Raw genomic sequence first — 13,795 nt, forward strand, 5'->3', positions numbered from 1 at the left:
GTCAATGAATTAGACGCTTTTGTAATGTAACTGTAAAGTGCAGCCCAACCTTTTCCGGCACATTTTTGGCACAACTCCGGAGGAGTGAATATACTGGACTTTCCATAGAGTTTTGCACTAAGATAGAGTTAGTTATAATGTAACCGAGTTTCATTTGATGAAACACGAGGGGGAGATTGTCATGGAGGACCGAAAGCTTACAGTGCGTGCGGTAGAACGTGCGCTTGATATATTGCTTTGTTTTACGCAGGACAGAGATTTAGGGTTGACGGAGATCGCTTCAAAGATTGATTTACATAAAAGTACCGTCCATCGGCTGCTGGCAACCTTGGAGGAAAAGGGCTTCCTCATTCGTAATCCGGCCACTGAGAAATACAGCCTGGGTATACGAATTTGGGAATTGTCTACGCATTTGCCTGCTTTTGATGAGTCGGCTGCGGTATTGTTGCCGTCAATGGAACGGCTGCGGGATCGGCTAGGGGAGACCGTTAGTTTATACTTACGCGACGGCATAGAACGTGTGCGGATTCAGGCGGTTCAGAGTCAGCAGGCCATACGGCGAGTGGCGCAGATCGGTGCGAGATTGCCTTTATCTGTGGGCGCATCAAGTAAAGTGCTGGCAGCCTATGCTCCTCCAGAGGTGCTGAAAGAATTGCTGGAGAGTTCGGGATGGCCGGACTACGTTGAGAAGGATGTCTATCAAGAGCAGCTTAATGACATTATCCGGCTCGGATATGCCACCAGTTTCGAGGAACGCGAGCCCGGCGCGGCCGCGGTGGCGGTGCCTGTTACGGGGCGCAGTGGAAATGTGATCGCGGCGTTATCACTGTCAGGTCCAGTAAGTCGCCTATCAAGGGATACGTTAGTGGAATATGCCGCGGTACTGAAGGAAGCGGCTAGTGAAATGGGCATGATGATTCCTTAATTCGCTGGCTGAGACATATAAGAAACTAAGCAGCGATCTCTCTGTTACTGGAGGATCGCTGTTTTGATGTTTTGGGGAGGGATGCTTAGTCGATTGTGGGTAAAGTGGCAGGAAACGATGGGTAACTGAGGGGGAATTGATGGCCTGATGAGTGACTGATGAGTGACTGATGGATAATTGATGGGTAACTGACGGTCTGACGGGTAACTGATGGGATGATAGATGCGTAACTGACGGCTAATCAACAGCTAACTGATGACTAACTAACGGCTCCCCACCTTGCGTTTGTATGGTGAGCTTCAGTGAATATACGTACCCTTTGGGAGCCTCAGTAACTCGTAATGCTGAGGCACGAGCGTTTGAACCCAGGGCCTAGATAGGCAGAGGGACGGAGGGGCGGGAGAGTAGAGAAATCACCACGAACCCACGAACCCACGAACCCACGAACCAACGAACCCACGAGCCAATGAACCTACGAGCCAACGAGCCAACGAACTCACGAGCCAACGAACCCACGAACCCACGAACCCACGACCCCAAGAGCCTATGAACTCACGAACCCACGAACCCACGAGCCCACGAGCCTATGAACTCACGAACCCACGAACCCACGTATCTCATAACTCGTACACAAGTAATCTCGGGTTGTTATTTAGATCTTCCCTGAGGCTTCCGGACTCAGAAGACGCTATTTGCCCATTTAAAGCCTTTTGGGCATAGTTTCGGACCCCAGTGCAGCTATTCGACCCAAACGGGAACCTTTAGTGTGTTTTTCATGCCAATAGCGACTATGGAGTCCGATCGCACGCCAAAAGTCGGATAATCGAGCGTATAGAGTCATCTGGGTCCGATAGCGCGGAATCCTAAGCGTCCCCTGAGACGTGCGGACTCAGGGGACGCTATTTGCGAATTTACAGCCAGTTTGGCAGAGTTTGGGACCCCAGTGCAGCTATTCGACCAAAACGGGAACCTTTAGTATGTTTTTTATACCAATAGAGACTATGGAGTCCGATCGCACGCCAAAAGTCGGATAATCGAGCGTATAGGGTCATCTGGGTCCGATAGCGCCGAATTCTAAGCGTCCCCTAGGGCGGGCGGACTCAGAAGAAGCTATTTGCGAATTTAAAGCCATTTTGGCGTAGTTTCGGACCCCAGTGCAGCTATTCGACCAAATGATCTCCTGTCGCGTGTTTTTCATGCCAATAGCGACTATGGAGTCCGATCCCACGCCAAAAGTTGGATAATCGAGCGAATAGAGTCATCTGAGTCCGATAGCGCTGAATCCTAGGCGTCCCCTGAGGCGTGCGGACTCAGGGGACACTATTTGCGAATTTAAGGCCATTTTGCCGTAGTTTCGGACCCCAGTGCAGCTATTCGACCAAAACGGAAACATTCAGCGTGTTTTTATGCCAATAGCGACTATGGAGTCCGATCGCACACTAAAAGTCGGATAATTGAGCGAATAGAGTCATCTGAGTCCGATCACACGCCAAAAGTCGTGAATTTGTTCATTTAGAGTCATCTGAGTCCGAACTCGCTGGAATCCTAGGCGTCCCCTGAGGCAACGCAACAATAGTGAACGTCCAACAGTCAGAGGCACCCCACCCGCAACAAATTGGCTGTTGGAACCACCCCACCCGCCACAAATTGGCTGCTGGAACCACCCCATAACTACAAAAAAAGGGACTGCTCACAGCCACTCATGGCCGTGAAACAGTCCCTTTTTAAATTACTTTAAACCTATTCTACCGACACCGCGGAAGAGTCTGTAGCATCTGCCAGCATCTGGCGAAGAACAGTCTGCAGGATACCGCCGTTGCGATAGTAATCAATATCGACTGTACTGTCGAGTCGTGCAATGACAGGGAAATCGAATTGTGTGCCGTCTTCACGGGTAGCCGTGACAGTTAGCTCTTGACTTGGCGCCACGTTGTTATCGAGACCAGTAATGTTGAAGGTCTCGCGTCCGGTCAGTCCCAAGCTGCTCCAGCCGTGGCCTTCTTGGAATTGAAGTGGAAGCACGCCCATACCGACCAGATTGCTGCGGTGAATCCGCTCAAAGCTCTCAGCGATAACTGCTTTAACGCCAAGCAGAAGCGTACCCTTAGCTGCCCAGTCACGTGAGCTTCCTGTACCGTACTCCTTACCAGCGATGACGATCAGATTTTGTCCAGCATCCTGATAGAGCATGGAAGCATCATAGATGGACATAACTTCGTCGCTTGGCAAGAAGGTAGTAACGCCGCCTTCCGTACCAGGAGCTACTGCGTTACGAATCCGAATGTTAGCGAACGTACCGCGCATCATGACTTCGTGGTTTCCGCGGCGGGAGCCGTAGGAGTTGAAGTCTGCACGTTCTACACCATGATCGCGCAAATATTCGCCAGCAGGACCAGAGGTAGAGATATTACCCGCTGGTGAGATATGGTCGGTTGTCACGGAATCAGCAAGCAGCGCTAGAACGCGTGCATCTTTGATATCCTTAATGTCTCCCAGACCGTCTGCCAGATGTTCGAAGAATGGCGGATTCTGGATGTACGTGGAATTATCATCCCACTCATACAGCTCGCCTTGCGGAACAGGAATCGAATTCCAACGTTCGTTAGCGGTGAATACATTTTCGTATTTGCTACGGAACATCTCCGGACTAAGGGAGAGACCAATGGCTTCACGAATTTCAGCAGTGGTTGGCCAGATATCTTTCAGGAATACTGGCTCACCTTGTGGATCAAATCCAAGTGGCTCAGTCTGCAAATCGATATTTACTGTGCCAGCCAGTGCGTAAGCAACTACGAGCGGCGGTGAAGCCAAGTAGTTTGCTTTTACCTGAGCATGTACGCGGCCTTCAAAGTTCCGGTTACCGGAGATGACTGCGGCTACGGTCATGTCATTGTCAGTAATGGCTTGACTAACTTCTTCAGGCAATGGACCGGAGTTACCGATACAAGTGGCACAGCCATAACCAGCCAAGTAGAAGCCTAATGCTTCGAGTGGCTTCAGCAAGTCTGCTTTTTGCAGGTATTCAGTAACCACCAAGGATCCTGGAGTCAAGCTGCTCTTAACGTAAGCCGGTTTGGTCAGACCACGTTCCACAGCTTTTTTCGCCAAAAGACCTGCTCCAAGCATAACGCTAGGGTTAGAAGTATTCGTACAGCTAGTAATAGCTGCGATTACGACTGCACCTGTGCTGAGCTTGCTAGTGGTATCGTTTTTGTGCTGTACTTCTACGACTTGAGCGATTTTCTCATCGCTGAGACCATAACCGCCTTTGTCTACAGGTGTACGGATAATACCTTCGAAATTTTCCTTCATATGCGTAAGTTCGATCCGGTCTTGCGGACGTTTAGGTCCAGCCAAGCTAGGAACGACAGAAGCTAAGTCAAGCTCAATCACATCGCTGAATTCAGGGTCTGGCGTATCCGAGGTACGGAACATCCCTTGTGCTTTGTAATAAGATTCAACCAACGCCACCAGATCATCCGGACGTCCAGTGCTGCGAAGATAAGCGAGTGTCTCGTCATCTACAGGGAAGAAACCGATAGTTGCTCCGTATTCTGGCGCCATGTTGGCAACAGTTGCCCGGTCAGCCAGACTGATGTTAGCAAGGCCGGGTCCGTAGAATTCGACGAATTTGCCGACTACGCCCTTTTTACGCAACATTTCAGTTACTGTCAGTGCCAAATCCGTTGCTGTAGCCCCTTCGATAAGGCTGCCTGTAAGCTTGAAGCCCACTACATCAGGTGTAACAAAATAGAGCGGTTGTCCAAGCATTCCTGCTTCAGCCTCAATACCGCCTACACCCCAGCCCACAACACCAAGACCATTGATCATCGTGGTATGGGAGTCCGTTCCTACAAGGGAATCTGGATAAACGACAGTTTCACCATCGATAGTTTTGGTAGTGGCAACGGAAGCTAAATACTCTAGATTTACCTGGTGCACGATACCTGTTGCTGGTGGAACTGCACGGAAGTTGTTAAAAGCTGTCTGTGCCCAACGAAGGAAACGGTAACGCTCCTCGTTGCGTTCGAACTCAACGTTCATATTGTATTCCAAGGCGTCTGCTGTACCGAAAGCATCAACCATGACAGAGTGGTCAATTACAAGGTCAACCGGGACAAGCGGATTGATCTGTTTAGGATCTCCTCCGGCTTTTTTTACAGTATCACGCATAGCTGCGAGATCCACGACTACCGGAACTCCGGTGAAATCCTGAAGCACGATACGAGCAGGGATAAATGGAATTTCTTTATTACGGTCAATGTCACCTGACCAATCGGCCAGTTGTTTCACATGTTCTTCAGTAATTGCCCGTCCGTCAAACTGACGAACAGCAGCCTCTAGTAGGACTTTGATCGAAAAAGGCAGGGAAGAAATAGAGCCCAATCCTTGTTCCTCAAGGGACTTCAGATCATAATAGCGATAAGATTTGCCGCCTGATTCCAGGGTCCGAGCCAATGAAAAATGATCCTTGCTTGGCATATATGCGCCTCCTTGTTTCGTCTAATGAAACCCAATTTCAAATTGCTTCTAGCTTAATTATAACGGTTACAAAGTGGGGAGTAAAGTTTTTTTTCCTACATCTAAAGCCCGAATTATGCCTGAGAAAATGCCAAGCTACCCTTCCATTGTTATATTGTATCGTTTCGGGATATTCTTTTTACCTCAAAAAGAGCCATTTAAAGGAGATAATACGAAGGAATTCACCGGAATCCTTGGTTTTACTTATTTATTAGGGGAAATGCACACTGAATTTCTCTTCCTCAGTTATTAGGTGATATGGTCCTCGTTGTCGATGTTTGATTGAGATGTCGTACTTGGGGTTAGAGTTTTTGCTTGAAACATCCTTAACTATTCAACCGATCTGTATAGCGGCCTGTTTCCTTTCATATACATAGAACAGCAGTTAAAAGGGAAAGAAGGGGCGCGAGTATAATGGAACAACAGTGGAAGCAAAGTCTTTATGTATATGTTGATCAAGTGAATAAGGCCAGGGTGGAGCCTAAGTCATCATCGCATACCGTTTCCGTGTCCGTTAAGGATCCGCGTTTTCTGGTAGAACAAGGGGAGCGTTCAAGACGTCTTGCTGAGTGGTATAAAGAACGTGGGATAACTCCTTTGCGCGGAGAGACAGGGGTTAAGACTTTGCGGACCGTCCGGCAGACTCCGACCGAGGTAGTAGCAGAGGTTACACTGCATAGTGCGCTTTATTATGAAAAAGGCGGTGTTAACCACCGCGAGGATATTATCGAGCTGGAGCGGCTGACCTTTGTACGGGACGGTGGGGGCTGGGAGATTGCTGGTGTGGAACGAAGTGTCCCTGAAAGAAATACGGTTCATCGGGCAGAGGTAGAGCTATCGGGCAGACTATCCAAATGGGGAGAGGCTTTGCCGGCACCGCTGCCATCACAGCCCCTGCTTAACCGGAATGTTCTCGGAGAAATTGCCGGTTCAAGAGAGGTTCGTTATAACCGTGAAGAAGCTGTGGCGTATGCCGACCGCTGGTGGAAAGACGGCAATCCGGAGTTCGAAACCTTCGAGGTGGACTGCACAAATTATGTCTCCCAATGTCTCTTTGCAGGGGGAGCACCTATCAACTATACTGGTAAAAGAGAAACGGGCTGGTGGTACAAAGGTTACCAAGGCAAACAAGAATGGTGGAGCTATAGCTGGGCTGTATCAGACAGTCTGCAACGCTATTTGAGCGGAAGTCGGAGCAGTGGCTTGCGTGCGGAAGTCATGGAGCGGCCGGAGCAATTGATGCTGGGCGATATCATTCAATATGACTGGGATGGCAACGGGCAGTATCAGCACAGCACAATCGTCACAGCTTTTGATGCAGGAGGCATGCCGCTTGTGAATGCACGTACCGTTAGCAGCCGTCATCGCTATTGGGACTATCGTGATTCCTACGCATGGACTGATCAAACGAAATACCGTTTTTTTCATATTAACGACTACTTATAGTACAGAAAGAGGTTAAGGGAATGGGGAACGCAAAACTAACCGTAGGGCTGGTGTACGGGGGCAAATCAGGAGAACATGAGGTATCGCTACAGACGGCTTTTGCCGTGATGAACTCATTTGATTATGATAAATATGAGATTATACCTTTTTACATTTCAAAACAGGGATTGTGGAAGGTTGGAGAGAAGTTATCAGCGCCTTACAGCCAAGTGGAGCAGCTCAAGCTTGCAGAAGCGACCGAAGATATGGGCACAGCCCTGAACGTGGTATTTAGTGGGTTATCCGGTGCGGACAAAACAGTGGACGTAATGTTCCCGCTGCTGCACGGCACGTATGGTGAGGACGGAACGATTCAAGGGTTGTTCGAAATGGCGAATATTCCTTACATCGGTGCTGGTGTTCTTGCCTCTTCGGCAGGTATGGATAAGGTTGTCATGAAGAAGCTGTTCGCTGATGCCGGCCTGGATCAATGCGAGTATTGTTATTTCAACATCAGCGCTTGGAAAAGAAAACGTCATGAGTTGATTGTTGGTGTAGAGGATAAACTGGGATATCCGGTATTCGTGAAGCCTGCCAATCTAGGCTCAAGTGTAGGTATTTCTAAGGCTGCTGATAAGGATAGTCTTGTAAAAGCAATTGATTTTGCTTTCCGTTATGACACCAAAGTTATTATTGAGGAGTTTGTGGATGCGCGTGAGGTAGAGGTTGGCGTGCTTGGAAATGATGAACCAGAAGCCTCTGTTCCGGGTGAAATCGTTTCTTCTGGTGAATATTATGATTACGCAGCCAAATATACGGACGGCAAATCGCAAATGATGATTCCTGCACCAGTGGATTCTGAAGTGGCCGATCGTTTGCGGGAGTCCGCGATAGTTGCTTTTCGAGCGATTGAGGGCAGTGGAATTACCCGGGCAGACTTCTTCTTGCGAAAATCGGATGGTAAAATTCTAATTAACGAACTGAACACGATGCCTGGTTTCACTCCTTACAGCATGTATCCGCTATTGTGGCGTGAGACGGGTGTATCTTATAGAGCTCTGTTAGACCGAATGATTGAGTTAGCCTTGGAGCGCTATAATTTTAAACAAGGTCTTAAGTACGACAATGAGTAATAGAAGCTATAGCGGGAATATCCCGACTGGAAGGAGAGAAGAACATGGGTTTTCAAACAGAATTCAACTCCGTCTGCAAATTCAAGAGTGAACAAGAGCTGTACGAGCTGCTGGAATATGGGCGCACCAAAATGGTGAAACAAGGCTTTCGTGTGTATCCAACAGGTCAGAAGGTTATTGCTTACACCCCTGAGAACGTAGCTGTAGCCATTGTCAAAATTTCAGCCTCGATTGCAGAGATTAATTTTCAAGGACATGAGGTTACCGCGGTAGAGATGGAGCTTGTGCGTAAGCTGAATGAAGAAGAGTCCAGAGTGCAGACGGCTTTGGCTGAGGAAATGTTTTTTGGAGCACAGGGATGATTGTCCGCTTCGGATATGTAGCGATGTCCACCGTTATCAAAGACTGCTCCCCATCTAAGACAATGACGATGGCCTCTTTTAAGAAGCTGGATGACCGTGAAGCGGCACTTCGGCGTTTGGAGAACATCGCTAGAATGAATCTGCATAATACACTGCGGTTGATGAAGCATAATGTGGCCTCGGACATCATGGTGTACCGCCTCACTTCCAAAATCATTCCTCTGGCGACGCATCCGGATTTGCAGGACTGGAATCCGTTTGCGGCGCTTGCCGAGGAATTTGCGGAAGTGGGCCAATATGTGAAAAAGCACGGGCTGCGTGTTTCTTTTCATCCAGATCACTTTACAGTACTTAGTACACCCCGTCCGGAGGTGCTGATAAACTCCGTACGGGATTTGCAGTACCATGTGGACATGCTGGTTGCTATGGGGCTTCCTGCCATGGCGAAGAACAATATCCATATTGGCGGAGCTTATGGGGACAAGCCTGTAGCGGCGAAGCGATTCGAGGAGCATTTCCGCGCGCTGCCGTCAGCGCTGCAGGAGCGTATAACGCTGGAGAATGACGATAAGACATTTACAGCTCCGGAGACACTGGCAGTCAGTCAGAGCGTAGGATTACCGATGGTGCTGGATATTCACCACCAATGGGTGAATAATGAAGGAGAGCTCCCTTGGGAGCTGTGGCCTGACATTTTGCAGACATGGCGAAGCGAGCTAGCACAGAAGGATGTTCCTTCGGGAGAGCTTTTGCCGCCTAAGATTCATGTTTCCAGTCCGCGCAGTCCGTCTGATCCGCGCAGCCATGCGGATGGCGTGGAACCTGCGCCTTTGCTGGCTTTTCTGAAACGTATCGCCGCAGATACGCCTGCTGTCGATGTTATGATTGAGGCGAAACTAAAAGATGGCGCGTTATTTGGATTGATGGAGGCTATGAAGGAGCTGGCTGAGGCTGGTAACGGAATTTCCTTATTAAATGGGGCAAGCGTGAATATTGAACCTTAAACAATGAAAATAAGGAGATAGGTCCCGAATACGGGTCCTATCATGACTTGATATGTAACTTGAAATAGGGTACGTTGAATGAAACTTTAATCGCTTATCGTCTTTATATGGACCTAGGGCATTTATGCTCGCAGGTGAGAATGGGGTCCTCTTTTGGCGGAACTTTGGGAACTTGGGGAACGTTTTGACGTATTGCACGGTATTGTGAATAGGATTGCTTTAGAATTAAAGCCATTGGCGATTATGTTCAAGAAAGTGGAGTGAAGATATGAGTCCTTTAAATCCAGAGGGTAAGAATGAACGTGAACCCTATGTAGTAACAAGCAAGGGACATACGGCGGTGGCCATTAATGCGGCTGCCAAAGCAGGAGAATGGATAAAGAGCAGACAGGGTCTCGTGAAGGAGCTGAATACAAAGACTTCAGCACAAGATCTGGTTACGGAAGTTGATAAAGGCGTTGAGCAAATGATTCGCAGGCTGATCCTGACACATTTTCCCGACCATGCCATTCTCGGGGAAGAAGGGGTTTCCCCGGGAGCAGCAGCGGCTACCGCTGCATTGGAAGAAGCTCGTGAGCATGAATATTTGTGGATTGTAGATCCTGTAGATGGTACGACTAATTTCGTACACGGATTTCCTTTTTACTGTGTCTCCATAGCATTGGTGATTCGCGGTGAACTAACAGTAGGCGTTATTTATGATCCGACTCGTGATGAAATGTTCGTCGCTGAAAAAGGAAAGGGAGCTTACATGCACGGTGTTCCTACCTCGGTCTCTACGGAGACTGATTTTGGGGACAGCCTGATCGCTATGGGCTTTCCGCCGGATCGTGAGTTTGCACAACCTGTGAATATGGCCGGACTGCAAAGTATTCTTCCGCAGATTCGTGGTATTCGTGCCGGAGGCGCGGCTGCTCTACATTTAGCTTATGTGGCGGCAGGCCGGGTAGATGGCTATTGGGAAGTGGGCTTAAGCCCTTGGGATTGTGCAGCAGGAGTACTGCTTGTACTTGAATCAGGAGGCAAGATTACGGATACCCTAGGACGTTCATATGATATTGGTACACGCCATGTAGTAGCAAGTAATGGCCACATTCACGAATATTTGGTTTCGTCACTGAAGAATGCTGAAGCAACAGGATATAAGCTTTAGGGAGGACGATACAGCATGAGTGAGAAGGATGATTTGGAACGCAAGCTGAGCGAAATGTTGGTAGATGGTGAGATGGAACAAGGCGATCGTACGGCTAAAGAAATCCGGGAAATCTCACCTAAATATGAAATTCGTATTCAGACTACGCTCGATCCTATTGTGGAAGAAACATTGCGTTATCGTAAGATTGGATATGAGCTGGATGACCGGTATGATAAATATCTGGAGCGTGCAGGGCAGAAGTTAGAGTCAGATGAAGATTCAGACAAATAATAGCCAGTGATTTGCGAGGGGCGGTTTCCTGAATATAGGAGGCCGCTCTTTTGCGTTGCTACCCTGGGATGGTAGAATGGAATTAGAACAATTTGGGAGGGATACGATGCTAGGCAATTGGAAAAAAATTTGGGCAGCTGGCATAAGCAGCCTGCTTTTGTTATCTGCGCTGATTAGCGTAGGAGCAGGCACGGCAAATGCGGCTGACACGACTGCAATACAAGACTCTGGGCAGGATGTCTTTCGCATCGTAGCTCTAGGTGATTCCATTACTGCTGGCTACGAGCCAGGAATGACGGACGTGAATACCAAGCCATACGGCTATGCGGAGAGATTGCTTGAGCAGGGCTGGTATCATGGCAGAAGTGCACTTACTAATTATGGTATCCTAGGCCTGACTACGGCCGGATTACGTAATTACACAGGAGCAATCAAGGATGGTTCAGTGATTACTGCTGAAGGAGTTCAGGCAGGTCTCCCAGATCCACGAATAGAGCAGTTCGTGAAGCTAACTCCGCAGATCGCAGCAGAGCTTAAGGAAGCTGATCTGATTACCATTACGATTGGTGGGAATGATGTAAGCAGTCTGTTCTTGCAGTTCAAGGAGCTGACGGATGCGGATTTCCAAACACAGCTGGACCAGCGGTTAGCGGATTATCAAACAAATGTGAAGGCAGTGCTGGAGAATATTCGTGCGGTAAGTCCGCAAGCGACGATTATACTGGCCGATCAATATCAACCTGCCCCTAAGGTCGCGCTTGGTCAAATGTACAACAGACTAATGACGGCAGCGGGCAAATTTACGGAAGCAGCGGATAGTGTAGCTGCAAGCGTAAATCAAGAGGGAGCGAAGGTGCTTGTAGCTCATGTTGCGGCAAAGTTTGCCGGGGTAGAAGGCTCGCTGACACATATTATTGGAGCAGGGCAAACTGATTTTCACCCAACGCAGCTTGGATATGAGACTATTGCTAAGGTTTTCGCGGAGTTACAATGGGGAGAGTATCGTGTTCCTACTGTAGCTACAATGGCTACTGCATCGGTACCGATGTCGATTGTAGTGAAGGGCGTGGAGTTGAATACACCCAATAAGCCTATCCTTAAAAATGGGCAGAATTTTTTGGCGCTGAAAGATATTCTAAATGCCGTGGGCGCAAGCGGGAAGTGGGATAACAAAACCTCCAGCGCTACCATCGTGTATGGCGGAAGAACCGTTGTGATCACCATTGGCTCGAAATTTATTAAGGTGAATGGAGAGAACGTGGCTATTGATACTCCAGCTTTTCTGCAAAAGGTAGGTAAGGAGGACAAAACCTACTTACCCCTTGCCGCTTTGGCGACAGGACTTGGATTCGATGTTAATTACAGCAGCAAACTGCGAACTGCTTTCATAAATCCATAAAGCTGCATACTATACATCATAAGAAATTAAATTAAGCCCGTAAGGAAAAGGTGGATGGAATATTGTCTAGTTCAAAATATAATGCTGAATATATCATCACCATGGATGATATAGTGCGGGAGGGTCATCCCGTACTTCGTACCGTAGCACAACCAGTGGAGCTTCCATTACAGGCGGAAGATCGTGAGGCTTTGCAATGTATGCTTCAATTTCTGAAGAACAGTCAGGACCCGGAGATTTCCGAAGAATATAAGCTGCGCTCTGGCGTAGGTCTGTCGGCGAATCAAATCGGACTGGAGAAGCGTATGTTCGCGATGTATCTTACAGACGAGAGAGGGCGCGCTGTAGAGCATGCTTGGGTTAATCCTAAGATCATAAGCCACTCCTTGTCTATGGTGTACTTACCAGAAAGCGAGGGCTGTCTGTCCGTTGATCGTCCCGTGCATGGCTTTGTACCTCGGTATGAAACCGTGAAGGTGAAGGGTTATGATCTGGAAGGCAAGGAGGTTGTCCTTAAATTTAAGGGCTACCAAGCTATCATCATCCAGCATGAAATAGACCATCTCGATGGGATTATGTTCTATGACCGAATTAACAAGGAGAATCCGTTTAAGCTGCCTCAGGGTGTGGAGATCCGGAACTTATATGAGTAGGAGAGTAACTCCAAATTAAAAAGCGGGCGACCTTACAGCGTAAAGCTGATGGTCGCTTTTTTTTACCTATCGGCAAGATTATGATATTTCAAATATTTTACAAATCAATCGAAAGGATGTACCCTTACAATTAATGGATTTAAATTAGTAATAAGAGGAGGGCGTTAAATGAACTGGAGCAGAATGCCAATTAGAGGATTCGCCAACGAATATAATGATGAGGTTAAAAAGATTGATGAGCAGATTTTGAGTCTGATTCAGGAACGTAAAGCTATAACAGGCAAGAAACGATTATCCCCTGATAGTAAGCTACTTGAGGAATGGGTAACTAGATTCGAGATGAACACTACTCAGATTGTGCAGCATTTGCACCTTATGAATGAAACTGTACCCAGAAGACAATATTGGGAAGAGCCTGGTTTATTGCTGGGAGTGCTTCCGATTGTAAAGCGGACGGTCGTTGAAGAATGTGAATATATACTTACGCATGCTATGCAGTATGAAGCCTTCAGCATAGTTACTGTGGAAATTAAATATTTAAAAGAAGCTGTAGGACATATTCATCTTCGAACGGCTTTAACGCTTGAAGTGGCGGGTGAGAATGAATATGAAGTGCAGCCGCATGGTGGTCATGGAGGTGGAGCGCATACACAAATGCAATTCTTGGTCGCCCCAACGCTGCCGGAGCATCTGGAGGGTGTAGAGTTTTGGCTGGTACCCGGGAGCGAGCAAATGTTAAGACCATTAATGACTGAGATTACATTGGACAAGCAGGTGGATTTTACATGAGAGCAGTAGAATATTTGGACTTCTAAACGCTGTTAGCGGATGAAATCCGTAGATAAAGTGTATTTGAGCTTTTTGCGGTGTGAGCTACAGAGTTATTAGGGAAAAACTCCCTGAAAATAACCTATATTCTCTGTAAATGAACAGAATTAGGGATTTTC

The 13,795-nt window shown here is 47.9% G+C and carries 11 protein-coding genes; 10 read left to right on the top strand and 1 reads right to left on the bottom strand.

Going from position 1 to position 13,795, the window contains the following annotated elements:
• The first annotated feature begins 181 nt into the window (after positions 1 to 181).
• On the top strand, positions 182 to 925 hold the full coding sequence (locus NSQ50_RS03035) for an IclR family transcriptional regulator (protein ID WP_036676839.1): 744 nt from the start codon (positions 182 to 184) through the stop codon (positions 923 to 925).
• 1,740 nt (positions 926 to 2,665) lie between these two features.
• Here NSQ50_RS03035 and acnA read toward each other — a convergent pair.
• Positions 2,666 to 5,407 carry an aconitate hydratase AcnA gene (gene acnA, locus NSQ50_RS03040; protein ID WP_038568617.1) on the bottom strand — a complete coding sequence of 914 codons (2,742 nt, stop codon included), beginning with the start codon at positions 5,405 to 5,407 and terminating at the stop codon, positions 2,666 to 2,668.
• A 453-nt stretch (positions 5,408 to 5,860) separates the two neighbouring features.
• Between acnA and NSQ50_RS03045 the strand changes: the two genes are divergently transcribed.
• The 9 genes from NSQ50_RS03045 to NSQ50_RS03085 all read left to right on the top strand — a co-directional run bounded on the left by NSQ50_RS03045 (position 5,861) and on the right by NSQ50_RS03085 (position 13,637).
• Positions 5,861 to 6,892 carry an amidase domain-containing protein gene (locus tag NSQ50_RS03045; protein WP_080742388.1) on the top strand — a complete coding sequence of 344 codons (1,032 nt, stop codon included), beginning with the start codon at positions 5,861 to 5,863 and terminating at the stop codon, positions 6,890 to 6,892.
• A 20-nt stretch (positions 6,893 to 6,912) separates the two neighbouring features.
• Positions 6,913 to 8,004, top strand: a complete 1,092-nt coding sequence (locus NSQ50_RS03050; protein ID WP_038568619.1) for a D-alanine--D-alanine ligase — start codon at positions 6,913 to 6,915, stop codon at positions 8,002 to 8,004.
• Positions 8,005 to 8,048: 44 nt separating this feature from the next.
• On the top strand, positions 8,049 to 8,366 hold the full coding sequence (locus tag NSQ50_RS03055) for a hypothetical protein (protein WP_036679853.1): 318 nt from the start codon (positions 8,049 to 8,051) through the stop codon (positions 8,364 to 8,366).
• Entirely contained in the window at positions 8,363 to 9,370 is a 1,008-nt protein-coding gene (gene uvsE, locus NSQ50_RS03060; protein WP_076138420.1) for a UV DNA damage repair endonuclease UvsE, read from the top strand. The genes NSQ50_RS03055 and uvsE overlap by 4 nt, the downstream gene beginning before the upstream one ends.
• A gap of 268 nt (positions 9,371 to 9,638) precedes the next feature.
• Entirely contained in the window at positions 9,639 to 10,523 is an 885-nt protein-coding gene (locus NSQ50_RS03065) for an inositol monophosphatase family protein (protein ID WP_036679857.1), read from the top strand.
• Between the two features lie 15 nt (positions 10,524 to 10,538).
• On the top strand, positions 10,539 to 10,796 hold the full coding sequence (locus tag NSQ50_RS03070; protein WP_036679858.1) for a hypothetical protein: 258 nt from the start codon (positions 10,539 to 10,541) through the stop codon (positions 10,794 to 10,796).
• A gap of 106 nt (positions 10,797 to 10,902) precedes the next feature.
• Positions 10,903 to 12,195: a stalk domain-containing protein gene (locus NSQ50_RS03075; protein WP_076106079.1), complete on the top strand. Its 1,293-nt coding sequence runs from the start codon at positions 10,903 to 10,905 to the stop codon at positions 12,193 to 12,195.
• Positions 12,196 to 12,296: 101 nt separating this feature from the next.
• Positions 12,297 to 12,848, top strand: coding sequence for a peptide deformylase (def, locus tag NSQ50_RS03080; RefSeq protein WP_036679906.1), 552 nt, complete (start codon positions 12,297 to 12,299; stop codon positions 12,846 to 12,848).
• Positions 12,849 to 13,016: 168 nt separating this feature from the next.
• On the top strand, positions 13,017 to 13,637 hold the full coding sequence (locus tag NSQ50_RS03085) for a hypothetical protein (protein WP_076223346.1): 621 nt from the start codon (positions 13,017 to 13,019) through the stop codon (positions 13,635 to 13,637).
• The last annotated feature ends 158 nt before the right edge of the window (positions 13,638 to 13,795 follow it).

This window comes from Paenibacillus sp. FSL R10-2788, from assembly GCF_038003885.1.
Lineage (GTDB): Bacteria > Bacillota > Bacilli > Paenibacillales > Paenibacillaceae > Paenibacillus_AQ > Paenibacillus_AQ odorifer.